Origin of the sequence: Streptomyces sp. XD-27 (genome assembly GCF_030553055.1) — a bacterium.
GTDB lineage: Bacteria > Actinomycetota > Actinomycetes > Streptomycetales > Streptomycetaceae > Streptomyces.
Map to the genome: position 1 here is coordinate 4887288 of NZ_CP130713.1, position 26432 is coordinate 4913719.

The 26432-nt window shown below is 73.8% G+C and carries 18 protein-coding genes and 2 pseudogenes; 9 read left to right on the top strand and 11 right to left on the bottom strand.

The window, feature by feature from the left end:
• Positions 1–36: 36 nt before the first annotated feature.
• Together Q3Y56_RS21210 and Q3Y56_RS21215 are read right to left on the bottom strand one after the other, a co-directional pair.
• Complete coding sequence (locus Q3Y56_RS21210) at positions 37–2268, bottom strand: acetate--CoA ligase family protein (protein ID WP_304463439.1); 2232 nt, start codon at positions 2266–2268, stop codon at positions 37–39.
• A gap of 106 nt (positions 2269–2374) precedes the next feature.
• Positions 2375–3546 (bottom strand): annotated as a pseudogene (locus tag Q3Y56_RS21215) (flavin-containing monooxygenase).
• 152 nt (positions 3547–3698) lie between these two features.
• Between Q3Y56_RS21215 and Q3Y56_RS21220 the strand changes: the two are divergent.
• Positions 3699–4166, top strand: coding sequence for a Zn-ribbon domain-containing OB-fold protein (locus Q3Y56_RS21220; RefSeq protein WP_304463440.1), 468 nt, complete (start codon positions 3699–3701; stop codon positions 4164–4166).
• Here Q3Y56_RS21220 and Q3Y56_RS21225 read toward each other — a convergent pair.
• Complete coding sequence (locus tag Q3Y56_RS21225) at positions 4147–5388, bottom strand: acetyl-CoA acetyltransferase (protein ID WP_304463441.1); 1242 nt, start codon at positions 5386–5388, stop codon at positions 4147–4149. The genes Q3Y56_RS21220 and Q3Y56_RS21225 overlap by 20 nt on opposite strands.
• 118 nt (positions 5389–5506) lie before the next feature.
• On the opposite strand from Q3Y56_RS21225, the gene Q3Y56_RS21230 reads away from it, so the two are divergent.
• A complete protein-coding gene (locus Q3Y56_RS21230) occupies positions 5507–6730 on the top strand; it encodes an acyl-CoA dehydrogenase family protein (protein ID WP_304463442.1) in 1224 nt (407 codons plus the stop codon).
• On the top strand, positions 6730–7257 hold the full coding sequence (locus tag Q3Y56_RS21235) for a nitroreductase family deazaflavin-dependent oxidoreductase (RefSeq protein WP_304463443.1): 528 nt from the start codon (positions 6730–6732) through the stop codon (positions 7255–7257). Before Q3Y56_RS21230 ends, Q3Y56_RS21235 begins: the two co-directional genes overlap by 1 nt.
• A 252-nt stretch (positions 7258–7509) precedes the next feature.
• Here the strand turns inward: Q3Y56_RS21235 and Q3Y56_RS21240 are convergent, their stop codons facing one another.
• Positions 7510–8157, bottom strand: coding sequence for a TetR family transcriptional regulator (locus Q3Y56_RS21240; protein ID WP_304463444.1), 648 nt, complete (start codon positions 8155–8157; stop codon positions 7510–7512).
• 278 nt (positions 8158–8435) lie between these two features.
• On the opposite strand from Q3Y56_RS21240, the gene Q3Y56_RS21245 reads away from it, so the two are divergent.
• The 3 genes and pseudogenes from Q3Y56_RS21245 to Q3Y56_RS21255 all read left to right on the top strand — a co-directional run bounded on the left by Q3Y56_RS21245 (position 8436) and on the right by Q3Y56_RS21255 (position 13044).
• A complete protein-coding gene (locus Q3Y56_RS21245) occupies positions 8436–9287 on the top strand; it encodes a VOC family protein (protein WP_304463445.1) in 852 nt (283 codons plus the stop codon).
• Between the two features lie 202 nt (positions 9288–9489).
• Positions 9490–12341: pseudogene (locus tag Q3Y56_RS21250) on the top strand (PQQ-binding-like beta-propeller repeat protein).
• A gap of 133 nt (positions 12342–12474) precedes the next feature.
• Positions 12475–13044, top strand: a complete 570-nt coding sequence (locus tag Q3Y56_RS21255; protein ID WP_304463446.1) for a hypothetical protein — start codon at positions 12475–12477, stop codon at positions 13042–13044.
• A 3-nt stretch (positions 13045–13047) separates the two neighbouring features.
• Here the strand turns inward: Q3Y56_RS21255 and Q3Y56_RS21260 are convergent, their stop codons facing one another.
• The 3 genes from Q3Y56_RS21260 to Q3Y56_RS21270 are packed head-to-tail and all read right to left on the bottom strand — an operon-like array spanning position 13048 to position 15431.
• Positions 13048–13812 carry an enoyl-CoA hydratase/isomerase family protein gene (locus Q3Y56_RS21260; protein ID WP_304463447.1) on the bottom strand — a complete coding sequence of 255 codons (765 nt, stop codon included), beginning with the start codon at positions 13810–13812 and terminating at the stop codon, positions 13048–13050.
• The gene (locus Q3Y56_RS21265) at positions 13809–14273 is read right to left on the bottom strand and encodes a Zn-ribbon domain-containing OB-fold protein (RefSeq protein ID WP_304463448.1); all 465 of its coding nucleotides are present in this window, start codon (positions 14271–14273) and stop codon (positions 13809–13811) included. Before Q3Y56_RS21265 ends, Q3Y56_RS21260 begins: the two co-directional genes overlap by 4 nt.
• Positions 14274–14279: 6 nt before the next feature.
• Positions 14280–15431: a lipid-transfer protein gene (locus tag Q3Y56_RS21270; RefSeq protein WP_304463449.1), complete on the bottom strand. Its 1152-nt coding sequence runs from the start codon at positions 15429–15431 to the stop codon at positions 14280–14282.
• 146 nt (positions 15432–15577) lie between these two features.
• On the opposite strand from Q3Y56_RS21270, the gene Q3Y56_RS21275 reads away from it, so the two are divergent.
• A complete protein-coding gene (locus Q3Y56_RS21275; protein WP_304463450.1) occupies positions 15578–17179 on the top strand; it encodes a FadD3 family acyl-CoA ligase in 1602 nt (533 codons plus the stop codon).
• An 81-nt stretch (positions 17180–17260) separates the two neighbouring features.
• Here the strand turns inward: Q3Y56_RS21275 and Q3Y56_RS21280 are convergent, their stop codons facing one another.
• The 4 genes from Q3Y56_RS21280 to Q3Y56_RS21295 all read right to left on the bottom strand — a co-directional run bounded on the left by Q3Y56_RS21280 (position 17261) and on the right by Q3Y56_RS21295 (position 24034).
• Complete coding sequence (locus Q3Y56_RS21280; protein WP_304463451.1) at positions 17261–17434, bottom strand: hypothetical protein; 174 nt, start codon at positions 17432–17434, stop codon at positions 17261–17263.
• A 213-nt stretch (positions 17435–17647) separates the two neighbouring features.
• Positions 17648–17932, bottom strand: coding sequence for a hypothetical protein (locus Q3Y56_RS21285; RefSeq protein WP_304463452.1), 285 nt, complete (start codon positions 17930–17932; stop codon positions 17648–17650).
• A gap of 213 nt (positions 17933–18145) precedes the next feature.
• Positions 18146–21073, bottom strand: coding sequence for a BTAD domain-containing putative transcriptional regulator (locus Q3Y56_RS21290; RefSeq protein WP_304463453.1), 2928 nt, complete (start codon positions 21071–21073; stop codon positions 18146–18148).
• Between the two features lie 111 nt (positions 21074–21184).
• Entirely contained in the window at positions 21185–24034 is a 2850-nt protein-coding gene (locus Q3Y56_RS21295; RefSeq protein ID WP_304463454.1) for a BTAD domain-containing putative transcriptional regulator, read from the bottom strand.
• Between the two features lie 147 nt (positions 24035–24181).
• Here Q3Y56_RS21295 and Q3Y56_RS21300 point away from each other — a divergent pair, with 147 nt between their 5' ends.
• Positions 24182–25402 (top strand): amidohydrolase family protein, encoded by a 1221-nt coding sequence (locus tag Q3Y56_RS21300; protein ID WP_304463455.1) that lies wholly within the window; start codon positions 24182–24184, stop codon positions 25400–25402.
• Positions 25403–25528: 126 nt separating this feature from the next.
• Positions 25529–26329: a hypothetical protein gene (locus Q3Y56_RS21305; RefSeq protein WP_304463456.1), complete on the top strand. Its 801-nt coding sequence runs from the start codon at positions 25529–25531 to the stop codon at positions 26327–26329.
• Positions 26330–26432: the final 103 nt, after the last annotated feature.

The following is a 26432-nucleotide window of genomic DNA, read 5'->3' on the forward strand; positions in this document are numbered from 1 at the left end:
TGGTGGCGGAGGTGGCGGACGCGTTCGGCGTGCCGTTCAGCGGCACACGGCGAGCGCGTCCAGCGCCACCGCGCCCTGCCCGCGCGGCAGCACCATCAGCGGATTGACGTCCAGCTCGGCGAGGTCGTCGCCGAGTTCGAGGGCCATGCGCTGGATCCGCAGGACGACTTCCACCAGGGCGTCGACATCGGCCGGGGGCGCGCCCCGGACGCCGCCGAGGAGCGCGTGCCCCCGCAGTTCACCGAGCATCGCGCGCGCCTGGTCCTCGCCGAACGGCGGCACGCGCACGGCCACGTCGTTCAGCACCTCCACGAGTACGCCGCCGAGCCCGACCGTCACCGTGGGGCCGAAGAGGCTGTCGTGGCTGACCCCGACGACCATCTCCACGCCCCGCTCCACCATCTGGCAGACCAGCACGCCGTCCAGTTCCACGCCCTCATAGCGGGCGATGTCGACGAGCTCGCGGTAGCCGTCGCGGACCTGGCTGGCGGAGGTCAGCCCGATCTTGACCAGGCCCAGTTCGGTCTTGTGGGCGAGCTGCGGGGCGGACGCCTTCATGACGACGGGGTAGCCGACGAGGCCCGCCGCGCGCACGGCCGCGGCGGCGCTGGTCACCAGCTGTTCGCGGGGTACGCGGATGCCGTACGCCCGCAGCAGTTGCTTGGCGGCGTGCTCGCTGAGCCGGGTCCCCGGGCGCAGCAGCGCACGTGCCTTGCGCGCCGACGGCGACGGGGTGCGCGGTGCGTCCTCGAAGGGCGAGCGGTACCCGGCGGCGAAGCGGTGGTGGCCGAGGTAGGCGCGGACGGCCGTCACGCAGTTGGCGAAGGTGCGGAACGTGGCGACGCGGGACGAGCCGAGCAGGGTGGAGCGGTAGGCGTCCTCCGTGCCGAGCGGCGAGCCCCACACCACGCACACCGGCTTGTCCGTCTGTTCCGCCGCGTCCACCAGGTCCTGCGCCAGCTTGTCGCTCATCGGCGGGAAGGGGCCGGTGATGGGGCAGACCAGCACCCCGACGTCCGGGTCGGCCAGCAGCGCGTCGATGATCTTCCGGCCCCGCCAGTCGCCGACCGGGTGCCCGCCGCTGTCGACCGGGTTGGCGACGCTGAGATCGTCGGGGATCCACTGGTGCAGCTCGGCCTGCTTGGCGGCGGAGAGCGTGGGCAGCGGGAGGCCGGCGGCCGCCGCGAGATCGGCGAAGTGGGCGCCGGTGCCCCCGGAGATCGAATAGACGGCGACGCCCTCGGCGCGCGGTGGCCGGGCGCGGGCGAGCAGGGCCGCGGTGTCCTGGAGTTCGTCCAGACCGTCCACGCGGATCACGCCGAACTGCCGCATGGCCGCGTCCACCACCGCGTCCGAACCGGTCAGCTTGCCGGTGTGGGAGGCGGCGGTGCGAGAGCCGGTCTCGGTGCGGCCGACCTTGACGGCGACGACGGGCACCTTGGCGCGGGCGGCGCGGTCGGCGGCCAGCAGGAAGCGGCGCCCGTCCTTGAGCCCTTCCACATACATGGCGACGGCCCCGACCTCGGGTCGTGAGGCGAAGTAGGAGAGGAAGTCGGCGGACTCCAGGTCGGCCTCGTTGCCGGTGGGGGCCCAATGGCTGAGCCGGATGCCGAGCTCCTGGAGAGTGAAGACGGGGCGGCCCTGGTGGCCGGACTGGGTGATGAGGGCGATGGCCGGTCCGTCCAGGTCGTCGCGGAACCGCTCGAAGGCGTTGAGGTTGGTGTTGGGCCCCAACAGCCGCAGCCCGGAGCGGTGCACGGCGTCCGCCAGCCGGTCCTGCGCGGCGGCGCCCTCCGGGCCGGTCTCCGCGAAGCCCGAGGCGAAGGCGACGGCGAACCGCACCTTGGCCTCGGCCAGTTGCCCGATGAGCGGGAGGGGGTCTTTGACGAGCAGCACGGCGAGGTCGACCTGCCCGGACAGGTCGGCGACGGAAGGACGACAGGGGAGGCCGAAGACGGTGCTACGGGTGGGATGTACGGGATGGACGCGGGCGCCGACCCGGTCGGCCCAGTCCAGAAGCTGCCGGGTGATGCCGGTGTGGGGGCGGCCTTCGGCGTCCGAGGCGCCGACGATGGCCACCGCTTCGGGGCGGAACAGGCGGTCCAGGTCGGGTACGGGGGCGTGCAGCGGGCGGCCGCTGACGTCCAGGTCACCGGTCGACTCGGCCACGTCGTGGACGCGGACTGCGGGGCCGGGATGTTCGCCGCAGGCGACGACGCGGGCGTGACGGGAGTTGGTGGTGAGGGTGCCGTGAGTCGATCCGAGCATCGTTCTCGCCCACTCCTGATGGTCGACCGAATAGGTGACGCTTGGTCAGGTTACTGAACTGACGCTCCGTCAGGAATGGGGAGTGCGGTGCTGGTTGCCGGACGGGTCAGCCTCGGCCGGTGTCTGTCGCCGCCGTGCGGGCGACGGCCCGGGCGATCCTGCGGGCGTCGATCGCGAGCTCGCGCAGCGTGCCGCTCACGGGGTCCGAATACCCAGTGAAGTGCAGTCCGGGGGCGGAGGCAACGGTGCGTGGGCCGTGGGCGAGCGGGCGGCCGCGGTCGTCCAGGACGTCCAGGTGCCCGACCAGGCCGTCCAGTCCGGGCTCGTAGCCGGTCGCCGCGACGATCGCCTCCGGGGTGATCCGCTCGCCGTCCGCCAGCAGCACCTTGTCCCCGTCGAGCGCCTCGACGGCGGCGACCACCTCCACCCGGCCGGTCCTCACCGCGGCGACCAGGCCGGTGTCCAGGACCGGGTACGCGCCCTGCCGTGCCCGCGAGTGCAGGCCGGTAGCGGGTCGGGGCAGCCCCTGGGCGGACAGGTCCGGCACGGTCGCCCCGGCCAGGGTCCGCGCTGTCCGGTCCGCGATCCTCCTGGGCAGCCGTCGCCCGAGGGTGCAGGCGGACTGGGCGGACCAGCCGGCCGTCGATCGGCGCAGGATGTGCGGGGCGGTGCGCACCGCCAGCCGGACCCGCGCCGCGCCGCCCTCGACGAGGTCCACGGCGATCTCCGCGCCCGAGTTGCCCGCGCCGGCCACGAGGACGTCCATGCCGCGGTACGGCTCCGGGGTGCGGTAGTCGCGGGCGTGCGCCAGGGAGCCGGTGTAGGTGTCGCTCCCGGGCCAGTCCGGGAGCCGGGGGTGTGGTTGCGGCCGGTGGCGACGATCACTGTGGGGGAGATCAGTTCGCGCCCGCCGGTGGCCCGCAACAGCCATCCGGGGCCGTCCGGGGCCCGTTCGACGCGCGAGACGGCCACTCCGGTGACGACCTCCAGGTCGTGGTGGTCCGCGTACCGCTCCAGGTAGCGGACGAGGTCGTCGCGGGCGACCCACCTCCCGTACGACCGGGGGATCGGCAGACCCGGGAGCGCCGACCGACGCCGGGTGGTGTGCAGCCGCAGCCGGTCGTAGTGGCCCCGCCAGGACGCGCCCAGGGCCCCGGACCGCTCCAGCACCATGGTGCGTATGCCTCGCTCGGCCAGCGCCGCCGCGGTGGCCAGCCCGCCCGGCCCGCCGCCGATCACGTAGACGGGGGCGGGGTATGGGTGCGTTTTGTCGGCCATGGGGGTGAGCGTAGTCGGGTAATTGACGGGTATCGGTCAAAACGATTCCGAATCGGTTGCGGATGGGTCACGGGTCGTCACCCCCTTGTGCCCTCGCGCCGCCATCCGCTGAACTGGCGTGCTGTCAGGACAGGGTCGTGAGGGAGGTCTCCTTGAGCGCACGCCCACCCGAGCAGCCGCGGCGCGACCTGCCCGTGGCCGACGCCTTCACCCGCCGCTACTGGGACGCCGCCGCCGACGGCCACCTGCTCATCCGGCGCTGCGCGACCTGTGCCCGCGCGCACCACTACCCGCGCCCGTTCTGCCCTCACTGCTGGAGCGAGGACGTCCGCTGGGAGCGGGCGTCCGGCGCGGCCACCCTCTACACCTGGTCCGTGGTGCACCGGAACGACCTGCCGCCCTTCGCCGGCCGCGTGCCCTACACCGCCGCCGTCGTCGACCTCGCCGAGGGGCCGCGCATGATGACCGAGGTCGTCGACTGCGCCGCCGCGGACCTCCGGATCGGCATGGAACTGCGGGTGTCCTTCCGGGCCCAGTCCGCCGACCCGCCGGTCACGGTTCCCGTCTTCCGGCCGATCGGCCGCGGCGGGCAGGGGCCGCTCAGTCGCGCCCGAGGATGATCGTCCCGGAGGAGCAGAACCAGCCGCCCGTGCCCGAGGCGACGGCCAGTCGCGGCAGCGCCCCGTCCGCCTTCCGCACCTGCCGCTCGCCCGCGTCGCCGCGTAGCTGCCGTACCGCCTCCACCAGCAGGAACAGCCCCCGCATCCCCGGGTGGCAGGCGGACAGGCCGCCGCCGTCGGTGTTGACGGGCAGGGCGCCGCTCAGGGTCAACCGGTCCCCTGCCGCGAACGCGCCGCCCTCGCCCTTCGCGCAGAAACCGAGGTCCTCCAGGGTCACCAGGGTCATGTAGGTGAAGGCGTCGTACAGCTCGGCCAGGTCGATGTCCTCCGGCCGGACGCCCGCCCGGGCGAAGGCCGCCCGGCCGGACCGGGCCGCGGGGGAGACGGTGAAATCCGCCCACTGCGACATGGCCGTATGGGAGACGGCGGTGCCCGAACCCAGCACCCACACCGGCGCCCGCGCCGTGTCCGGTACGCACTCCTCCGCCGCGAGCAGCACCGCGCACCCGCCGTCGGACCGGATGCAGCACTGGAGCTTGGTGAACGGGTCGGCGATCACGGGCCCGCCGAGCACCTCGTCCACGGTGATCGGAGTTCGGAACATCGCTTCCGGATTGCGGGCGGCGTTGGCGCGCGCTTGCACGGCGACGTCGGCGAGCTGCTCCAGTGTGGTGCCGTACTCGTGCATGTGGCGGCGGGCGGCCATGGCGTACTTCGCGATCAGCGTGTGCCCGTACGGGACTTCGAACTGGAGCGGCCCGTCCGCGCCGAAGGAGAGGTCGGCGGTGCGGCGGCCCGCCTTGAGGTCGGAGCGGGCGGTGGAGCCGTAGACCAGGAGTACGGCGCGGGCGTGCCCTGCGGCGATGGCGTCGGCCGCGTGCGCGGCCATCACCTCCCAGGTCGCGCCGCCGAGGGAGGTGGAGTCGGCCCATGCGGGCCGCAGTCCCAGGTAGTCGGCGACCTCGGCGGGCGCCAGGGTGCCGAGTCCGGCCGACGCGAACCCGTCGACGACCGACCGGTCCAGGCCGGAGTCGGCGAGGGCGCGGCGGGCGGCCTGGGCGTGCAGGGCGTAGGCGGTGGCGCCTTCGACGCGTCCGCAGTCCGCGAGGGCGGCACCGACGACGGCGACGCGCCGCCGTCGGCCGCTTCCGGTCGGGCTTCCCGATGTGCCGTCCTCGGTGATGTCCGCACGTATGGCGTCGGCAGCGTCAGCATCAGGCATGAATCTGACGGTACATCAGTTTTGCGGTGGGCGAGGGCTGGGAAAGTGCGGCCGGTCTCCCTACCATGACGGGCCGTCAGGCACCGGGCCGACCCGGTGAGGATCGGAGGAGCCGCCGATGGACGCCGCGTTCACCGAGGAGCAGGAAGAGATCCGCCGCACCCTGCGCGACCTGCTCGCCAAGCGCTGCGGCACGGACGACGTCAAGGCGGCGGTCCGTACCCCCGCCGGGTACGACACCGCCCTCTGGCGGTCACTCGCGCACCGGCTCGGCCTGCCCGGCCTGGCCGTCGCCCAGGAGTACGGCGGGGTGGGCTGCGGCCCCACCGAGCTGGCGCTGGCCTGTGAGGAGACCGGGCGGGCGCTGCTGCCGTCCCCGCTCCTGGCCACCGCCGTCCTCGCCGCGCCGCTCGTCGCCGCCCTCGGCAGCCCGGCTCAGCGCGCCGCGCTGCTGCCGCGGATGGCGGACGGCACGCTGACGGCCACGCTGGTGGTGTCCGGCGCCACGCTGCCCGAGGTGCTCGGCCTCACGGGACCGCGCCCCGAGGACTGGGCGGGCGGGGGACGCGCGGGCGGCGTCCAGGCCCGTAGGACGGCGGACGGCTGGCGGCTGTACGGGCAGGCGGACCGGGTCCTCGACGGGCACAGCGCCGGGCTGCTGCTCGTCGCCGCGCGTACCGGCGGCTACACCCGGGGCCGGACGTCCCTGTTCGCCGTACGGGCGGGAACACCCGGGCTGGTGCGCGTGCGGCGGACCGCGCTGGACGAGACCCGGGCTCAGGCCCGCGTCGAACTGCGGAACGTGGCCGCGGAGCCACTGGGTGCGGCGGGCGCGGAGGCGGCGGACGGTACGGCCCCGGCCGCGGCCCTGGCCCGACTGGGCGGGGCCGCCGGCGCGGCGCTCGCGGCGGAGGCCGTGGGCGCGGCGGACCGGGTGCTGGCGCGCACGGTCGAGTACGTACGGGCCCGCCGGCAGTTCGGCCGGGCCATCGGCTCCTTCCAGGCCGTCCAGCACCGGCTGGCCGATCTGTACGTCCAGGTGGAGGCCGCCCGCTCCGCGGCGTACTACGCGGCGTGGTCGGGCACCGGACCGGCGGGCGGCCTCGCGCTCGCCCAGGCGCTGGAGGCGTTGCGCGCGGTGGCGGCCGAGGCCGTGCAGTTGCACGGCGGCATCGGTTTCACGTGGGAGCACGACGCGCACCTGTTCTTCAAGCGCGCGGCGTCCGACGAGCTGCTGTTCGGGCCCGTGCACCGGCTGCGGGCCCGGGCGGCGGAGCGCGCGGGACTGTTCGCGGCGGGCCATGGCGGCGACGAGGACCGGACGGCGATGGTGGTGGTCTGATGGCGCGCACGGGGCACACGCCGCGTCCCGGGGCCGCGGGGCGCGGGCGGCTGCTGGGGCTGGTGCAGCGGATCTCCGCGAGCCGCGCGTTCGCGAGGGTGGCGCCGTACGTCGTCCCGGCGGTGGACCGGACCGTGCACCGGCTGACGCGGGGCCGGGTGCTGCCCGCCGCCGCGCTGCTGCCCGGCGTGGTGCTGACCGCCACGGGGGCGAGGAGCGGGCTGCCCCGGCGGACCCCACTGGCCTGTATGCCGGAGGCCGGCGGTACCTGGGTGCTCGTCGGCAGCAACTTCGGACGCCCGGGCGAACCGGCGTGGACCGGGAACCTGCTCCGGCACCCCGACGCGGAGATCAGCTGGCGGGGCCGCGACATCCCGGTACGGGCGCGGCTGCTGGAGGGCGCGGAACGGGAGGCGGTCTGGGCCGAGGTGCTGCGCTTCTGGCCGCCGTACGGGACGTACCAGGCGCGGGTGGAGCGGCGGATCCGGATCTTCCGGCTCACGCCGCGCGACGTCCCCGTGCGATGACCATGACCCGCCCGGCGGCCACTCCCCGCCCGACGGCGATTCCCCGCGCGGCGGACACTCCACGTAGGGAACTGATTCCGGACTGTACGCGCTGGGCGATCCGCCGCCGTGATGACAGGAGATGACAGGACTTGAAGCTGCGGAGGATCGCCGGTCGGGGTGTCGGGCGCCGTCTGCGCCGGCCCGTGCCGCGAGCCGTACGGGGCCGAGTCGTACCCGCCCCCCGGCCCACGAAGTCGGCGCCTTGGGCGGCTACTTCGTCGGTTTCCTGCCGGTGATCCCCAGGTGCACCAGGAGCGTCAGGCTCGGCTTGAGCTCAGCCTGCTTCACACCCCAGCTCTGGAAGCCCTTCTGGTGTGAGGCGACCGCGGCCAGCATCGCCACCAGGGAGCCCGCGACCGCGGCCGGGTTGACGTCCTTGTCGACGCGCCCCTTGGCCTGGAGCTCCTTGACGGAGTCCGTCAGGGAGTTGGTCACGGCGTTGAGGATCTTCATGCGGATCTTGTAGAACCGCTTGTCGCCCTCGGCTGCGCCGAGGTCGACCACCCGCAGGATCGCGTCGTGCTTGCGCCAGAACGTGAGGAAGCCGTCCACCAGCTCCTCCGCCGTCTGCGCCCCGGACTTGCCGGCCCAGGAGCGTCCGGCGACCAGGTCGGTGAGCGCCGCGCCCTCCTTCGCCATCTCCTCCGCGATCTCGAGGACGGCGCCCTCGACATCGGGGAAGTACTGGTAGAAGGTCGCGGGCGACGTACCGGCCTTGCGCGCGACATCGATGACCTTCACATCGCGGTACGGGGACGAGCTGAGCATCTCGCCGAGGCAGTCGAGCAGCTTCTGCCGCGTCGCCTGCCCGCGACGCCCGGCGACCCGTCCGTCGACGGTTCGAACTTGTCCTGTCATGCCGTCAGCTTACCGAGGGGTGATCAGAGCGCTATTCGACTGCGTGCAAATGGGGTTCGGCGCCGGGGCCCCGGCTCACACCGCTGTGAACAGGCAGTTCCGGGTGGTCTACGGAGCGGGGTCGGGCCCGGTGCCGCGGCGGCGGCGAGGTCGCCGATAACGAGGGAAATCCGATTATCCACAGTCTGTGGATAACGCTGGTGGACAAGGGGCGGAAACCGCCGTCCCCCATTAGCGTGGCGAACAGGAGCATCCTCGCGCACGGAAGGGCCGGACCCATGGCGGCATTCCAGGAAGGCGTGCCCTGCTGGACCGATGCGACGCTTGCCGACGTCGAGGCGGGCAAGCGGTTCTACGGGGAGCTGTTCGGCTGGACCTTCGAGCCGGGCGAGGTGGCGCACGGCTTCTATGTGCAGGCGTTCCACGAGGGGAAGAACGTGGCGGCCCTCGCCCCCAAGGCCGACGGGCGGATGCCCACGGTATGGAACATCTACTTCGCCGTCGACGACGCCGCCGCGACCACCGCCCGCATCCGCGAGGCAGGCGGCCAGGTGATCATCGCCCCTGTGCCGGTCGGGGACTTCGGCACGATCGCGACGGCCGCCGACCCCGGCGGAGCGGTCTTCGGCCTCTGGCAGGCCGGCACCCACAACGGCTTCGAGAAGCAGGGCGAGCCGGGCTCGTACATCTGGACCGAGGTCTACACCCGCGACAAGGAGGCCGTGGACGCCTTCTACACGGAGGTCTTCGGGTACGGCACCCAGTCCTTGCCGCAGTCGCAGGCAGAGCCGGAGCCGGAGCCGGAGCCGGAACCGGAACCGGGGGCCGAGCCTCCGCCGGAGAGCGCCGGATTCGACTTCGCCGTCTGGTCCCCGGCCGGACAGCCCGTGGGCACGGGCACCGCGATCGGTGGCCGCGCCGTCCTCGGCGACGACGTTCCGGCCGAACTTCCCGCCCATTTCCTGGTCTACTTCGCCGTCGCGGACTGCGACGGCGCGGTGGAGGCGGTGCGGCGGCTGGGCGGCCGGCTCGTCGCCGGGCCGCAGGACACGCCGTATGGCCGATTCGCGATCGTGGTCGACAATCAGGGTGCCAATTTCGCCGTTGTCGACACGGCCAAAGCGGCATAGCATCACGGATCCCTACGAACTGAACACGTACCGGTCCGTGGCGTATCCACTACGTATCCGCCGATGACATGACGAATCGGCCCCGGGTTCGCAACCGTCGCCTTCGCCAGAGAGAATGCAGGTTGCGTGCCGCCGGTTGGTTTGTCGGTGAGACGCTGCACGGGGCTGTTAATTTCGAGCCCTACGGGGAGGTGGCAGGCAAGTGGTGGAGCAGCTGACGCAGCACGACCCGAGGCGGATCGGCCCTTTCGAGGTGCTGGGCCGGCTCGGTGCGGGCGGCATGGGTCTGGTCTATCTCGCACGTTCGGCGTCCGGCCGGCGGGTCGCGATCAAGACCGTGCGGACCGAGCTCGCCGAGGACCAGCTGTTCCGGGTCCGTTTCACGCGTGAGGTCGAGGCGGCCCGCGCGGTCAGCGGTTTCTACACCGCCGCCGTGGTCGACGCCGATCCCCGGGCCCCCGTCCCCTGGCTGGCCACGGCCTACGTGCCCGCGCCTTCTCTTGAAGAGATAGTGAATGAATGCGGGCCGCTGCCCGCCCAGGCGGTGCGCTGGCTGGCGGCCGGGGTCGCCGAGGCGCTCCAGTCCATCCACGGCGCCGGACTTGTCCACCGCGACCTCAAGCCGTCGAACGTGCTCGTCGTGGAGGACGGGCCGCGGGTGATCGACTTCGGAATCGCCTCCGGCGTCTCCAACACCCGGCTGACGATGACCAACGTCGCCGTGGGCACCCCTGCGTACATGTCGCCCGAGCAGGCCCGCGACTCACGCAGCGTGACCGGCGCGAGCGACATCTTCTCGCTGGGCTCCACCCTGACCTTCGCCGCCACCGGACACGCCCCGTACCACGGCGCGAACCCCGTCGAGACGGTGTTCATGCTGCTGCGCGAGGGCCCCGACCTGTCCGGTCTCCCGGACGAGCTGCGGCCGCTGATCGAGTCCTGTATGCAGATGGAGGCCGACCGGCGGCCCAGCCCCGCCGACCTCCAGTCGCAGCTCGCACCGCACCTCTTCGCCTCCGGAAGCGACGACAGCGGCACGGCCTCCGCGTGGCTGCCGACCAGCGCCGTCGCGCTCATCGAGGGCCGCAGGGGCGGACGGCCCGCCGCCGCGCGCCCCGCGGGGCGCTCCGGCGCCGCCGGTCCGCGCGCCGGAGGCTCCGGCGCCGACCGGCCCGCGCCCCCGCAGCGCCCGCCCAGTCACGCCCAGGGCCCGGACGGCGGGCGAGGCGGACGGCACGGCGGCGCCGGTGCGCCCGCGGGCGGCTCGGGCTGGGAGCCCGCGGCGGCCGGCGACCCGCGCGGCGGCCTGCGCCAGCCTGCGGCCGCGAGCCCGGCGAGCCAGGTCAGCTCGGCCAGCCCGCCCGGTCGGCACGCGGCGCACGGCCCCGCGTCCCATGGCCCGGGCGTGTCCGGCCCCGTGTCGCACGGCCCGGGCGGGGCTGGGCCCGCTTCACACGGCCCCGCGTCCCACGCCCCTTCGCCTCAAGGCCCGGCCGCGCACGGTCCCGCGTCGCACGGTCCGGGTGCGTCCGGACCCGCTTCCCACGGCCCGCACTCCCAGGGGCCCGGGGCCCACGGCCCGGGCTCCCAGGGGCCGCACTCGCACGCCCCGGGGTCCCACGGCCACGGCCCGCACGGCCCCGGTACCCACGGTCCCGGCCCCGCCCCGGCCCCCGTACCGGCGGCCGCGGCCGCCGACTCCGCCGTCCGGCTGGCGGGCTCGCAGGTGCCGATCGGCCCCGGCCCGCGCGTCGCCGATACGCACGAGCCGCGGTCCCGGCACGAGCCCCCCGCGCCCGGCACCCACTGGGTGCGCCCGCCCGACGGCGCGGGCGGCCCCGCGCCCGCAGGCGTGCCGCCGCAGCCCGCGCCCCCGGCCCCATGCCGGACGCCGTCCCGGCGGAGCCTCCGGGACCGGCTCGCTGGCGCCCCTGGCGGTTCCGGATGTCCAACGACGTCTGGGGCACCCCGGCAGTCGCCGGTGACCTGCTGTACGTGACGTCCTTCGAGGTGCACGCGCTGGACGTGGCCACCGGCCGCCGCCAGTTCAAGACCCGCGACGTGGCGTGGGCCATGGCCGTCGCCGACGGCCGCATCCACGCCTCGGACGGCCCCACGCTGTACGCGCTGGACGCGGCGGACGGCGCCGAGCGGTGGCGGCTGTCGATGGACGGCTGGGTGTACTCCCTGAAGGTCGACCGCGGCACGGTCGTGACCGGCACCCGCGGCGGCGGCGTCCAGGCATGGGAGGCCGCCAACGGCGAGCTGCTGTGGGAGATGCAGGGCGCGCAGACCGACTTCGAGACGCCCGAGTCAGGACCGGTCATCCACGACGGCACCGTGTACGTGTGGTCCGACGCGCGGCTGCGCGCGCTGGAGGCGCGTACGGGCGCCGAGCGCTGGTCCTACCCCGTGGGCGACGCGGCGTCCTGCGGCGGCGTCCCGATCCGGCTGCTCTCGGCCCCCGACGGCGTGGTCTATGTCGCCGCGGGGACGCGCGTGCTGGCGATCGACATCGCGCGCGGGGAGGTGCGCTGGAGATTCGAGGCGCCCGCGGTGTTCCTGTGCGCCCCGGCGTACGCGCCGGGCCCGGCGGTCACCGGCGGCGGCGTCTACATCGCCGACTACCTGGGCACGGTCTACGCGCTGGACGCGGCCAACGGGCGCGACCGGTGGCGGATCGCGACCGAGTCCCGGCAGTCGATCGAACCGGTGCTGGTCGCCGACGGGTCGGTGCACCTGGGCAGCGGCAGCGCGCTGTACACGCTCGACGCGGTCACCGGCACGCCGAGGTGGCGGTTCGCGGCGGGCGGCGAGGTCATCGGCGCGCCGGTGGTCGCGGACGGCCGGCTGCACTTCGGCTCGGCGGACCACTGCCTGTACACCGTGGACGCGGCGGGCGGACAGCTGCGCTGGAAGCTGGCGACCGGCGGCGAGATCACCGGCTCCCCGGTGGCCTCCGGAGGCGTGGTCTACGCGTGCAGCAAGGATCGCTGCGTGTACGCGCTGGACGCGGCGAAGGGCACGGGCCAGTCCCGCCCGCCGCGCCCGTAACGGCACGGTCAGGAATCCGTTCCGGTCCTGTGGACGTGACTTGGGGGTAGGGAACCCCGTTGGCTAGGGTGGCGTGCACTCGTCAACTGGATCGCAGTTGGCCTGATCATGCCTGTACGACGGGGGAATCTCCATGCGAAGCCGTGCTCTGCGCCTGTCCGCCGCCACCCTGGTCGGCGTGCTCGCCGTGACCGGTCTGGCGACTGGCTGCAAGAAGAGCCGCGGCGGCGGCGACCACGGCTTCGGCGGCGGGGACCACGGGGGACTGAGCGGGGGAGTCACCGGCGGCAACATCCCCACCGACATGCCCACCGGAATGCCCAGCGGCATGCCCTCCGGCATGCCCACGGGCATGCCGAGCGACGTCCCGTCCTACACGCCGTCGCCCAGCTACTCCCCGCCCGCGACCTACAACCCGAACGCCAACGCCGACCTGGATGCCGACAACTGCACGTACGACCAGTCGACCGGCCAGCTCAAGTTCACCATCACCATCACCAACACGGACACCACGCGGAGCTTCTCCTACAGCATCTCGGTCAGCTGGACCCAGGGCGGCGGTCTCGTCGGCTACGACAGCAAGAACATCACCGTCCTGCCGGGGTCGACCAGGACGTTCACGGCGGCGGACACCTCCACCACCTTCGACAGGTACAAGGAGTACCGCTGCCAGGTCGGCAACGCGTTCAAGAGCCCGGCCTGATCCTCAGCGCACCCGGAACTCCCGGCCGCGGGCGGCGAACAGCTCCGCCTGCCGCTCCGGCGGCAGGTTCCCCAGCGCGATCAACTGCGGGGCGTGCGCCAGCGCCTGCGCCCGTGCCGCCTCCCGCGCCGCCCACACAGCGCGGACCGTCCCCTGGACCGCCTCCGTCGGATACCCGGCGATGACGGAGGCGGCGCGCAGCGCGGCCGGGAGCGCCTCGCCCGCCGCCGTGACCTCGCTGACCAGGCCCGTCTCGTACGCCCGGCGCGCCGAGATCCGCTCGGCCGTACCCATCAGGGCCATGCGCGCCACCTCGCCGATCGGCATGCGCTGTGCCATGGCGACGGCCTCGTAGGCGCTGACCATCCCGTAGCCGGTGTGCGGGTCGAAGAAGGTGGCGTCCTCGCCCGCCACGATGAACTCCGCCTCGCCCAGCAGGTAGAACGCCCCGCCGCAGGCCATCCCGTCGACGGCGGCGATCACCGGCTTCCACAGGTCGTTCGCCTTCGGGCCGATGGCCAGCAGCGGGTCGTCGATCGCGTACGGGGACGGCGGCTGCGGCACCGATGCCGCCCGGTCCAGGCCGGTGCAGAAGGCCCGGCCGCCCGCGCCGGTCAGGACCACCGCGCGCACCGTCTCGTCCCGGCGCAGCCGCCGCCACACCGCCGCCAGCGCGTCCGCCGTCTCCACGTCGATCGCGTTGAGCCGTGCGGGCCGGTCGAGGGTGACGACCGCGATCCCGTCGGCCCCCTCGCAGGTCACGCTCACGGCCGCTCCAGCAGCCAGCGCGGCACGGTCACGCCCTGCGGCGGCGTGTGGAAGGCGACCCACACCGGGGCGCCGATCCGGATCCGCGCCGGGTCGACGGAGTCCAGCGGCGCGTCGGGCGCGGCGACCAGGTTGCCGACGAGCCGGATGCCCGGGGCGTCGGCGAGCTCGACGAGGACCACGGGGTACGGCGCCCGCGCGGCATAGGCGGGCAGCAGCGGCGGGTGGGGCACCACATACGACCAGATGCGGCCCCGTCCGCTCGTCCGCCGCCACGCGCTCGCGAACGACTGGCAGTGCGGGCAGCAGGGCCGGGGCGGGAAGCGGAGCCGCCCGCATCCGGCGCACCCCTGGACGCGCAGTTCGCCACGGGCCGCGTACTCCCAGAACGGCGCCCCGTCCTCGTCGGTGATCGGCGACAGGAGGGCGTTGTCAGTGGGGTCGGTCACGATGGTGGCCATGAGTGCTCAACTCCTCAGCAGCAGGGCCGAGGTGGGGACCCCCTCGCCCGCGGTGACCAGGCACGTGGTGGCTCCCGGGACCTGCGCGGTGCTGGTGCCGCGCAGTTGCCGGACGCCTTCGGTGATGAGGTTGAAGCCGTGGACGTACGCCTCGCTGAGCCCGCCGCCGCTGGTGTTGAGCGGCAGCCGCCCGCCGATCTCCAGAGCGCCGCCCTCGGTGAAGGCGGCGCCCTCGCCGCGCCCGCAGAAGCCGTAGCCCTCCAGGGAGAGCGGGATGAGCGCGGTGAACGCGTCGTAGATCTGGGCCACGTCCACGTCCTGGGGCCCGAGGTCGGCGGACTTCCACAGCTGGCGGGCGGCGGTCCACGCGGGCCCGGTGAGCGGGTCGTCGGACCAGTAGTTGACCATTCCGTGGACCTGGGCGGGCAGGCCCTGGGCGGCGGCGTGCACGTACACCGGCCGGTGGCGGCAGTCGCGCGCCCGCTGGGCGGAGACCACGACGCAGGCGAGCGCCCCGTCGGTCTCCAGGCAGTTGTCGTACAGGCACAGCGGCTCGCTGATCCAGCGCGCGGTCATGTACATCTCGCGGGTCAGCGGCCGGTCGTACATGATCGCGGCGGGGTTCTGGTTGGCCCGGTTGCGGCAGGCCAGCGCCACATTGAACAGATGGTCGCGGGTCGCGCCGTACTGGTGCATGTAGCGGCGGGCCAGCAGGCCGATCTCGTCGACCGGGCGCAGCAGCCCGAAGGGGCGGGTCCACTGGGCGGGGGTGGGCAGTTGCGCGCGGGTGTCGGTCCACGGCCGCGGGCCGCTGCCGCGCTTGCGTGACCGCCAGGCGACGCCGACCCCGGCCTGTCCGGTGGCGATGGCGGCGGCGAGGTGGGCGACGGTCGCGCAGGAGCCTCCGCCGCCGTAGCCGACCTTGCTGAAGAAGGTGACGTCGCCCGCGCCGATCGCCTTGGCGAGCTCGACCTCGTCGGTCGCCTCCATGGTGTACGAGGCGAAGGCGTCCACCTCGGACGGGGCGATCCCGGCGTCGTCCAGCGCGGCCAGGACCGCGCGGCAGGCCAGGGTCTTCTCGGACTCGGCCAGATGACGGGCGAATTCGGTCCGGCCGATGCCGACTATGGCGGTCGCGTCCTTGAGGGCTGCCCCCATCGCCCACCTCCGTGGTCGGGCCGCAGGTGCTGACAGTCGGGGAGGCTACCGCTAATCTGACGCTTAGTCAGCTAGCGTGTTCCGGTGGACCCGGGGGAGATCCGCTCGGCTCCGCCGGGGACGCCGTGTGCCGAGGGGAGCCACCGGTGGGGGAAGACGCGGCACCGAGGACCGTTCCCCGGCTCGTCCGCTGGGCCGCGCAGCGGTATGGACCCGCCGAGGCCGTCGCCGAAGGCCGCACCCGCCTGACGTACACGGCGCTCGGCGAGCGCGTCGAACGGGCCGCCGCGAGCTGTGTCGCCGCCGGGGTGCGACGCGGCGACCGGGTCGCCGTCTGGGCGCCCAACACCACCGACTGGATCGTCTGCGCGCTCGGCGCCGTGACGGCCGGAGCCGTGCTCGTCCCGGTCAACACCCGGTTCAAGGGCGCCGAGGCGGCCGAGGTGCTGCGCCGGACGCGGGCCACCGCCCTCTTCGTGACCGGCACCTTCCTCGGCGCCTCCTACGTGGCGTCGCTGCGCCGGGCGGCGGGGGAGGGGCCCGGCCGCGGCCCGCTGCCCGGGCTGCCCCACCTGCGCGCGGCCGTCGTCCTGTCCGGCGACGCGCCGGAAGGCTTCCGTACGTGGCGGGAGTTCCTGGCGGCGGGCGCGCGCGTGCCGTCCTCCGCCGTGCGGGCCGTCGCCGATGCCGTACGCCCCGAAGACCCCTCCGACATCACCTTCACCTCCGGCACTACCGGCCACCCCAAGGGCGTGGTCATCACTCATGGGCAGACCCTGCGCGTGTACGCCGAGTGGAGCGGACTGGCGGGCCTGGAGCGCGGCGACCGCTATCTGATCGTCAACCCGTTCTTCCACACCTTCGGCTACAAGGCGGGCGTGATCGCCTGCCTGCTGCGCGGCGCGACGATGGTGCCGCAGCCCGTCTTCACCGCGGAGACGGCGCTGGCCAACATCGCGGCCGAACGCGTCAGCGTGCTGCCGGGGCCGCCCACCCTCCACCAGGCGATCCTGGACCATCCGGCCCGCGGCGCCCATGACCTGTCGACGCTGCGGCTGGTGGTCACCGGCGCGGCCGTGGTCCCGCTGGAACTGGTCAGGCGCCTGCGCGCCGAACTGGGCGTGGCCACCGTGCTGACCGCGTACGGACTGTCGGAGGCGTCCGGCACCGTCACCATGTGCCGCCGCGACGACCCGCCCGAGGTCATCGCGCGGACCTCCGGACGTCCCCTTCCGGGTACGGAGGTGAGGGTGGCCGCGCCGGACGGTCGGGCGGTCCCGACCGGCACCCCCGGGGAGGTCCTGGTTCGCGGCTACCACGTCATGTCCGGCTACTTCGAGGACCCGGACGCCACCACGCGGGCCGTCACCGGCGACGGCTGGCTGCGCACGGGCGACATCGGAGTCCTGGACAGCCGCGGCAATCTGCGGATCACCGACCGCGTCAAGGACATGTTCATCGTGGGCGGGTTCAACGCCTACCCGGCCGAGATCGAACGGATGCTGGCCCGCCACCCGGACATCGCCGACGTGGCGGTGGTGGGCGTTCCCGACCCCCGGCTGGGCGAGGTGGCCAAGGCGTACGCCGTCCGCCGGCGCGGCGCGCCGCTGACCGCCGACGGCCTGATCGCCTGGGCCCGGCGCGAGATGGCCAACTACAAGGTGCCCCGGCAGGTGGAGTTCGTCGCCGAGCTGCCGCGGAACGCGAGCGGCAAGGTGCTCAAGACGCGGCTGCGTGCGCTCGGCTGACGGCAGCCTCCGTCTGCGCCTGCGAACGCGAACGGGGGCCGGAGGGATCCCCCGGCCCCCGGCCGCAGTGCGCTTCCCGGCTCAGCCGGCGTGATGGTCCTGCGGGGTGACGGTGGTGCCGTCCGGGTGAGCGTCGTTCACGACGAAAACGGTGCCACTGTCCGAGTGGTTGTCGGCCAGCGCGGGCGCTGCCGAACCGGCGGCAAGCGCTGCCGCGAAGGCTATGGCGACCAGGGCTTTCTTGGGGCGAGTCATTCCAACTCCTCCGTAGGAAGCAAATATATGGTTTGCGAAACGAAACCAAGGCCAATGGTAGGGGAGAGAGTGCCCGGCCGCTCCGGGTTGGAACAATCCAACGTCGAAGCGACGAAAGGCGTTTCGCCCCCCCCGCATGCTGCGGGGGCCGACCGCGGTGGCTCCCCCTCCCCGCCACCGACGCCGGCCCCCGCCCCCCGATGTGTTGCGGTCCTACTTCTCAGCGCTGTCCGGGTGGCTGTCCTGGGTGGTGGCGTCCGGGTGGCTGTCCAGCGGCTTGATGGGCGAGCTGTCCGGGTGACTGTCCATCGTCGTTATCGACGCGCCGTCGGGATGGCTGTCCTGAGTGGTGGCCGTCCCCGTGCCGTCCGGGTGGCTGTCGCGCGGCTTGATCGCGATGCCGTCCGGGTGGCTGTCCAGCGTGACGAGCGTCGCGCCGTCCGGGTGGCTGTCCAGCGGGCGGTAAGCGTCGGACGTGGGCTTCTTGTCCTGAGTCATCAGGATCAACTCCTCGAACATAGGGCATCGGGACACAGACGCCCGCCCGGCGACTCCCCCGTGGGTCGCCGGACGGGGCTGCTCATTTCAGGACCGCTCACCCTAGGGCAGTGGCCTGACGATCGACCCGTCTGCCCCCCGCGGGGACGGATCGACTGCCTTAAGGCTGCCGGGCGGCGATAAACGATTGATGAACGCTCAGCACGCGCTCCGCTACACGGCGGCCGCGGGGGCCAGCAGCAAGCGGACTTCCTCCGCTTCGGCCGTGTTCAGCCGCTCGTGGATGGCCAGCGCCTCGCGCCAACAGGCCCGGGCACGATCGGGCTGCCCGATCGAGTCCAGGGCCTTGCCCAGAACCGTCAGCACCGTGCCGCGGCGCCACTCACCGCCGACGAACCGCAGGGCCAGCGCCTGTTCGGCGTGCGTGGCCGCGTCCGCCGGGCGGGCTGCCGCCAGATGCACCTCGGCCAGGCGGGCGTGCGTGGACCCTTCCCACAGCCGCTGCCGGTTGTTGCGGAACAGTGTCAGCGCCTCGGTGAGCTGGACCAGGGCATCGGTGTGCCGCTCCGCGTGGTGCAGTGCGAGCCCCAGCGCGTACCGGCCGTTGGCGACGCGCAGCGCCAGTCCCAGGCTGCTGTAGATCTCGGTGCCCTCCGCGGCGAGTTCGATGGCGTTGTCGGTGCGCCCCATGGCCGCGTGCACCCGCGAGATATTGCACAGCGCGCCGGCGACACCGGGCAGGTTGTCGTCCGAGCGGAAGGCCTCCAGCGCCTGCTGGAAGTAGGCCGCGGCGTCGTCGTATCGCTTCTTGTACAGAGCGATGATTCCGCGCTCGTTCGGCGCCTCGCAGCCGGGCACCGGGTCCTCGGCCGCCAGCGCCAGCAGCATGGTGCGCTGCGCCTCGTCGTCGGCCTGCTCGAACCGTGAGGCCATCCAGTGCATGTGGGTGAGCATCAACCGGGCCCGGCCCTCGGCGCGGGCGTCCTCGGCCGCGTGCGCCGTGTCCCGCACGGCCAGCGCCGCCACCTCGTACTGCCGCGAGTTGGCCCCCGACTCGCCCAGGTCCTTGGCGGCGAGCAGCAAGTCGGCCGCGCGCCGCAGCGTCACGCCCTGCGCGCACTGGTTCACGCACGCCAGCAGGCAGTCGGCCTCCGCGAACAGCCAGTCCAGGGACTCCTTGCGGTCGGCGAAGTCCAGCCCCGGGTGGCTGGTGGGCTCCAGGTGGTCCACCAGCCGGTCGCCCGGCCGCTCCAGCGCGAACACCCGTGCCGCGCTGGCCAGGTAGAAGTCCAGCAGCCGGGACCGCGCCGCGTCCCGCTCCGCGGGGGGCTGCTCGTCCCGCTCGGCGCAGGCGCGCGCGAACAGCCGCACCAGATCGTGGTAGCGGTAGCGGCCCGGCGCGGCGGACTCCAGGAGGCTGGTGTCCACCAGCGATTCGAGCAGGTCCTCGGTGTCGGCGACGTCCATGTCGAGTACGGCAGCGGCGGCGGCCAGCGACATGTCCGGGCCGTCCGCCAACCCCAGCAGGCGGAAGGCGCGGGCCTGCTGGGGCTCCAACTGGCCGTACCCCAGCTCGAAGGTGGCCTTGACGGCCAGGTCACCGGCGCGCAGTTCGTCCAGGCGGCGGCGCTCGTCGGCGAGCTTGCGGGCCAGGACCGACACCGACCAGGTGCGGCGGGACGCCAGCCGGGAGGCGGCGATCCGGATCGCCAGCGGCAGGAAGCCGCAGGCCGCCACCACGTCCATGGCGGCGTCCCGCTCGGCGTCCACCCGCTCCCGCCCGACGATGCGGGTGAACAGGACGAGCGCCTCCTCCGGGCTCATCACGTCCAGGTCCACCAGATGGGCGCTCTCCAGGTCCACCATCCGGTTGCGGCTGGTGACCAGCGCGGCGCAGCCGTCGGCGCCGGGCAGCAGCGGGCGCACCTGGGCGGCGTCCCGGGCGTTGTCCAGCAGCGTCAGGATGCGGCGCCCGTCGAGCAGCGAGCGGTAGAGCGCGGCGCGCTCCTCGACCCCGTCGGGGATGGCGTTGTCCGGGGTGCCGAGGGCGCGCAGGAAGGAGCCCAGGACGGCCTCCGGCTCGGCGACGACGGGTCCGGTGCCCTGGAGGTCGACGTAGAGCTGGCCGTCCGGGAAGTGGTGCCGGGCGGCGTGCGCCACGTGCACGGCCAGGGTGGTCTTGCCGACGCCGCCGATCCCGGCGACCGCCGAGACGGCCATGACGCTGCCCTCGCTGCTGCCCAGCTGCTCGCTCAGCTCCTGTACGAACGCGGCCCGGCCGGTGAAGTCCGCGACGGTCGCGGGCAGCTGGGCGGGGCGCACGAACGTCGCACCGGCGCCGGAGTGCTCCGCGACGGCGCTCGGCGGCGCGGCCAGCTCGGCGTCCGCCTGCAGGATGCGCTGCTGGAGCTCGGAGAGCTCCGGGCAGGGGTCCACCCCCAGCTCGTCGGCGAGCAGCCGGCGGGTGTCGGCGTAGACGGCCAGCGCCTCCGCCTGCCGCCCGCTGCGGTACAGCGCCAGCATCAGCAGCTCGCGCAGCCGCTCGCGCAGCGGATGGGCGGCGGTCAGCGCGGTGAGCTCCGAGACCGCCTCCGCGTGGTGGCCGAGCTCCAGGTCCAGGTCGAGCCGGGTCTCGATGAGGGAGCGGTGCCACTCCTCCAGCCGGGCGCGCTGGGTCTCCGCGTACGGGCCGGAGAGCCCGGCCAGCGGTTCGCCGTCCCACAGCTCCAGCGCCTCGCCGATCAGTTCGCGGGCCCGTTCACGATCACCGGAGTGGCGCGCCTTGTCCGCCTCCGCCGCCAACTGCTCGGCCACGTCGGCGTCCAGGGCGCCCAGGCCGGTGCGGATCGCGTAGCCGCCGGACTCGCTCACCAGGGCGTCCGCCTCCGGCCCGAAGGCCTTGCGGAGCCGGGAGGCGTACGTACGCAGCGCCGCCACCGCCGCCTGCGGCGGCTCCTCGCCCCACAGCCCGTCGACCAGCTCCGGGGCGGTCGCGGTGCGTCCGCCGCGCAGCAGCAGGGCCGCGAGCAGCGCGCGCTGCTGCGGTGAGCCGAGGCCCAGCGGTTCCTCGCCCCGCCAGGCCCGGACCGGTCCGAGCACGGCGAAGCGCAAACGCAGCCCGTGCCCCTTGTCGCCGGTCATGGTCTCCCCCTGCCTGTGCCTGCCAGTCGCACCGGCCAGTTTGCCTTGTCCGCGCCCCCGGCGTCAGTAGGGGCCGGTGCTCTCCACAAGGCCCACCAGAGTTGTCCGAACTCACACAGCTGGCGGCTCGTCAGTTTTATGCCAGGAAATCGAATCTGTGCCGTTTAGCAGGTGCAGGAACGGCGGTTGGGGCGCTGCTGGGGAGCCGTCCGGCGGCCGGTCCGGGGCCGCCGGCGAGCCGGCTCCGCGCGCCGCGCCGGAGAGCAGTTCCCGCACCTCGTGCTGCTCCGACGACCCCAGGTGCTCATAAATGGCGAGCGCTTCGCCCCAGCATGCGCGCGCTCGGTCGGTCTGTCCGATGGCGTCAAGCGCCCTGCCGAGCACTGTCAGGAAGGCGCCACGCCGCCACGCGCCGCCCAGGCCGCGCAACGCCAGCGCCCGCTCGGCGTGTTCCGCGGCGAGCGCCGGACGGTCCGCCAACAGGAGGGTTTCGGCCAACCGGTAGTGCGTCATGCCCTCCCAGAGTTGCTGGCGGCACTCCCTGAAGATGCGCAGAGCACCGTTGAGTTGAGCCACGGCCTCGTCCGGTCGGCCCGCCCGGGTGAGCGCGATGCCCAGCGCGTACATGCCGTTGCCGAGCCGCAGTGAGCCCCCCAGCCGCCGGTAGATGGCCAGCGCCTGCTCGATCATCTCCAGCCCGTCCTGGGTGCGTCCGGTGTTCAGCCGGGTCCTGGCCAGGTTGGACAGCGCGCTCGCCTCGCCCGGCTCGTCGCCGATGGCGCGGAAGGCGCGCAGCGCCCGGGCGAAGCACTCGGCCGCGTCCCGCTGCCGGTTCTGGTACAGGGCGATGATGCCGCGCTGGTTGTACATCCGCCCGATGAGCGGATCGGCGGCGGCGCGCCCCAGCTCGATGGCCCTGCGCAGTTCGCGGTCCCCCTCCTGGAACCGCCCGCCGACGTTGTACAGATGCCCCAGGGTGGAGCGGGCGCGCCCCTCGGCGCGGGCGTCCCCCGCGGCCCGCGCCGCTTCGCTGACGGCCCGGGCCGCGGCCTCGTACGGACGCGACTTGGCGCCCGACTCGGCGAGGTCGAAGGCGGCGGTGAGCAGATCGGCGGCGCGGCGCGGCAGGGCGCCGCCGACGCACTGCCGGGCGCACGCGATCAGGCTGTCCGCCTCGGTGAACAGCCAGTCCAGGGCCTGTGCCGAGGTGGCGAAGGCAGGCCCGCGCTGGGCGGTGGGCGCCAGGTGCTCCACGGTCGGGTCGCCGGGGCGCTCCATGGCGTGCACCCGGCCCGCCGTGGCGAGGTAGAAGTCCAGCAGCCGGGAGAGCGCCGCCTCCCGCTCGGCGGGCCGCTGGTCGCGTTCGGCGCACGCGCGGGCGTACAGGCGTACCAGGTCGTGGAACCGGTAGCGGCCGGGCACCGCCGACTCCAGCAGGGAGCTGCCGACCAGGGAGTCCAGCAGCCGCGCGGTGGCGTCGGTGTCCATGTCGAGTACGGCAGCGGCGGCGGCCAGTGAGATGTCCGGGCCGTCGGCGAGGCCGAGCAGGCGGAAGGCGCGGGCCTGCCGGTGCTCCAGCTGGCCGTATCCCAGCTCGAAGGTGGCCTTGACGGCCAGGTCTCCGGCGCGCAGTTCGTCCAGGCGGCGGCGTTCGTCGGCGAGCTTGCGGGCCAGGACGGAGACGGTCCAGGTGCGGCGGGCGGCCAGCCGGGAGGCCGCGATCCGGATCGCCAGCGGCAGGAAGCCGCAGGCCGCCACCACCCGCCTGGCCTCCTCGCGTTCGACGTCGGCGCGCTCCTGCCCCACGATGTGCGCGAAGAGCGCGTACGCCTCCCGCGGGCTCAGCACGTCGAGGTCGATCAGATGGGCGCCGTCCAGGTCGGACATCCGGACCCGGCTGGTGACCAGCGCGGCGCAGCCGTCGGTACCGGGCAGCAGCGGGCGGATCTGCGTGGCGTCGCGGGCGTTGTCCAGCAGCGCCAGGACGCGGCGGCCGCCGAGCGCGGAGCGGTAGAGCGCGGTGCGCTGCTCCACGCCGTCGGGGATCGCGGTGTCGGGGGTCCCCAGGGCGCGCAGGAAGGAGCCGAGGACGGCCTCCGGTTCGACCGGCGAGGAACCGGTGCCCCGCAGGTCGACGTAGAGCTGGCCGTCGGGGAAGTGCGCGCGGGCCGCGTGCGCGACATGGACGGCCAGCGCCGTCTTGCCGATGCCGCCGGTGCCGGCCACGGACAGCACCGCGGGCGTGCCGCCGCGCACGGCGGCGAGCCGGGCGCCGAGCTCGCCGGCGACGTCCGTGCGGCCGGTGAAGTCGGCGACGGTGGCGGGCAGCTGCGCGGGCCGTACGGGCGCCGTGGGGGCGGGCGGCGCGGCGGGCGCGCCGGCGGGCCAGGCCAGCCCCGGATCCCGGCGCAGGACGCGCAGCCGGGTCTCGGTGAGCCGCTCGCCGGGGGCGATGCCGAGCTCGGCCGCGAGCAGCCGGCGGGTGTCGGCGTAGACGGCCAGCGCCTCCGCCTGCCGTCCGCTGCGGTACAGGGCCACCATGAGGAGTTCGCGCAGCCGCTCGTTCAGTGGGTGCGCGGCGGTGAGCGCGGTGAGCTCGGAGACGGCCTCGGCGTGCCGGCCGCGCTCCAGCGCCAGGTCGAGCCGGGCCTCGGCCAGGGCGAGGGGCTCGTGCGGGTGCTCGTGGGCGTGGCTCCGCGGGCGGTCCTGGGCGCGCTCCGGCGTGTGGCCGTCCGCGTGGCCGTCCGTGTGGTCGTCCGCGCGGATTCCGTGGCGTGCCTGAGGCCGCCCGGTGCGGGCGTGCGCGCCGACGTCCTCGCCGCCCTCGTCGACCCCGTGGGACTCATCCGCCCCATGCGCGTCATGTGCCTCATGCGCCCCATGGTCCGGACGGCCATCGGCCGGGCCGAGCACCGTGGAGTGCGGCGGTCGCTTGTACCCCTGCCCCTTGTCCTGGGCCATGGTTTCCCCCTGCGCGTACTTTCTCGCTGCGCTGGCCAGTCTGCCTTGCCGGACCCGTCGCGTCAGCACGGATGCGCGTGAGTACGTACCGGGGAACCGGACCGCTCAGAGCTGACGACCCGTCAGATCGGCGCTACGGTGGCACCCATGGAGAGCTTCCCGGAGATCATCTCGGTGGACGACCACACGGTTGAGCCCCCGCACGTCTGGCGGGACCGGCTTCCGTCGAAGTACCGCGACGTGGGTCCGCGTGTCGTCCGCGCCCCGCTGAAAGACCTCACGTTCATCGGCGGCAGGTTCGCCCCCGTCATGGGTGGGCCCGGGGACGAGGGGCCGCTCGCCGACTGGTGGGTCTACGAGGACCTGCGCCGCCCCCTCACCCGCCTGGACACCGCCGTCGGCTACGACCGGGACGAGGTCAGGCTCGAAGCGATCACCTTCGAGCAGATGCGGCCGGGTTCGTTCTCGGTGCCGGAGCGGTTGGCCGACATGGACCTCAACCATGTCCGCTCCGCCCTGTGCTTCCCCACCTTCCCGCGCTTCTGCGGGCAGACGTTCACCGAGGCGAAGGACCGCGAACTCGGACTGCTGGGGGTGCGCGCGTACAACGACTGGATGGTGGAGGAGTGGTGCGGGCCGCAGGCGGGCGGGCGCCTGATACCACTGACCCTCATCCCGCTGTGGGACGCGGAGCCGGCCGCCGCCGAGGTGCGCCGCAACGCCGCCCGCGGGGTGCGGGCCGTCTGCTTCTCGGAGATCCCGCCGCGCCTGGGCCTGCCGTCGGTGCACACCCGCGCCTGGGACCCGTTCCTGGCGGCCTGCGAGGAGACCGGCACGGTCATCGCGATGCACATCGGCTCGTCCTCGCAGATGCCGTCCACCTCGGCGGACGCGCCGCCGGCGGTCGGTTCCACCATCACCTTCGCCAACTGCTGCTTCTCGCTGGTCGACTGGCTGATGTCCGGGATCTTCGACCGCTTCCCCCGGCTGCGGATCATGTACGCCGAGGGGCAGATCGGGTGGATCCCGTACATCCTGGAGCGCGCGGACGTGGTCTGGGAGGAGAACCGCGGCTGGGGCGGGGTGGCGGACAAGGTGCTGCGACCGCCCTCGGAGCTGTTCGCGGAACACGTCTACGGCTGCTTCTTCGACGACCCGGTGGGGCTGCGGAACCTCGACGCGATCGGGGTGGGAAACGTGCTGTACGAGACCGACTACCCGCACTCCGACTCCACCTGGCCCCGTTCCCGGGAGGTCGGCGAGGCGCAGATGGCGCACCTGCCGCCGGAGACCGTGGAGCGGATCGTCCGGGGCAACGCCATCGAACTGCTGGGGCTGACCGAGGACGGGCTGTGGGCGGGCCCGTGACCTGACCGCTCCGTACGCCCGTCCGGGTGGCGGACCGCGGTCGCGTCCGCCGCGCGGGCGCGGCCTCCGGCGCGTGCCCGTGCCCGGCGTCCCATGATGGCCGTATCAGACCGTATTCGGACATACGTGGCACATCTGGAGGCGTCCATGGGCTGGTCGGCACGGCGAGGAAGGAGGGCCGCGCTGTCCGCCTGCGCGCTGCTCATGGCGATGGCGCTGACGGCCTGCGGCGACGGGGACGGAGACGGCGAGGAGCCGGAGCGGACCCCTGCGACGACGGCCACCCCCTCGCCGTCCCCGACCGGGACCCCGGACCCCGCGGACTTCGTCGCGAAGATCGACAACCCGTATCTGCCGCTCGTGCCCGGCACCACGTTCCGCTACGAGGGCGTCGGCGACGAGGGGCAGAGGGAGCAGGGCGTCGTGGAGGTCACCCGGCAGACCAAGGAGATCCTCGGGGTGCGCACCACCGTCGTACGGGACACCGTCCGCGAGGACGGCGAGGTCGTCGAGGACACCTTCGACTGGTACGCCCAGGACCGCGACGGCAACGTCTGGTACTTCGGCGAGGACTCCAAGGACCTGGAGGGCGGCAAGGTCGTGAGCACCGAGGGCTCGTGGCAGGCGGGCAAGGACGGCGCCGAGCCCGGCATCGTCATGGAGGCCCACCCCAAGGCCGGGGACGTCTACCGCCAGGAGCACGCCAAGGGCGTGGCCGAGGACATGGGCGAGGTGCTCGGCCTGGACGAGCGGGTCACGGTGGCGTACGGCAAGTTCGACCGCGTGCTCAAGACCAAGGACTTCACGCCGCTGGAGCCGGACGTGGTCGAGCACAAGTTCTATGCCCGGGGTGTGGGTCTCGTGCGCGAGGAGGCGGTCAAGGGCGGCAAGGGGCACCTGGAGCTGGTGGAGGTCACCCGCCCCTGACCCGGTCCGCCCGCCCTCTTGTCTGATGGGCCGTCAGATTCCACGATGGCGGACGTCGGGCGCGACCAAGGGAGGCCTCGTGGGCGGCAACGGCACGAATGCC

Coding starts and splice junctions, on each gene's coding strand:
- Q3Y56_RS21210 (WP_304463439.1), bottom strand. CDS start 2,268: ATGCTCGGATCGACTCACGGCACCCTCACCACCAACTCCCGTCACGCC.
- Q3Y56_RS21225 (WP_304463441.1), bottom strand. CDS start 5,388: ATGCCTGATGCTGACGCTGCCGACGCCATACGTGCGGACATCACCGAG.
- Q3Y56_RS21230 (WP_304463442.1), top strand. CDS start 5,507: ATGGACGCCGCGTTCACCGAGGAGCAGGAAGAGATCCGCCGCACCCTG.
- Q3Y56_RS21235 (WP_304463443.1), top strand. CDS start 6,730: ATGGCGCGCACGGGGCACACGCCGCGTCCCGGGGCCGCGGGGCGCGGG.
- Q3Y56_RS21240 (WP_304463444.1), bottom strand. CDS start 8,157: ATGACAGGACAAGTTCGAACCGTCGACGGACGGGTCGCCGGGCGTCGC.
- Q3Y56_RS21245 (WP_304463445.1), top strand. CDS start 8,436: ATGGCGGCATTCCAGGAAGGCGTGCCCTGCTGGACCGATGCGACGCTT.
- Q3Y56_RS21255 (WP_304463446.1), top strand. CDS start 12,475: ATGCGAAGCCGTGCTCTGCGCCTGTCCGCCGCCACCCTGGTCGGCGTG.
- Q3Y56_RS21265 (WP_304463448.1), bottom strand. CDS start 14,273: ATGGCCACCATCGTGACCGACCCCACTGACAACGCCCTCCTGTCGCCG.
- Q3Y56_RS21270 (WP_304463449.1), bottom strand. CDS start 15,431: ATGGGGGCAGCCCTCAAGGACGCGACCGCCATAGTCGGCATCGGCCGG.
- Q3Y56_RS21280 (WP_304463451.1), bottom strand. CDS start 17,434: ATGACTCGCCCCAAGAAAGCCCTGGTCGCCATAGCCTTCGCGGCAGCG.
- Q3Y56_RS21285 (WP_304463452.1), bottom strand. CDS start 17,932: ATGACTCAGGACAAGAAGCCCACGTCCGACGCTTACCGCCCGCTGGAC.
- Q3Y56_RS21290 (WP_304463453.1), bottom strand. CDS start 21,073: ATGACCGGCGACAAGGGGCACGGGCTGCGTTTGCGCTTCGCCGTGCTC.
- Q3Y56_RS21295 (WP_304463454.1), bottom strand. CDS start 24,034: ATGGCCCAGGACAAGGGGCAGGGGTACAAGCGACCGCCGCACTCCACG.
- Q3Y56_RS21300 (WP_304463455.1), top strand. CDS start 24,182: ATGGAGAGCTTCCCGGAGATCATCTCGGTGGACGACCACACGGTTGAG.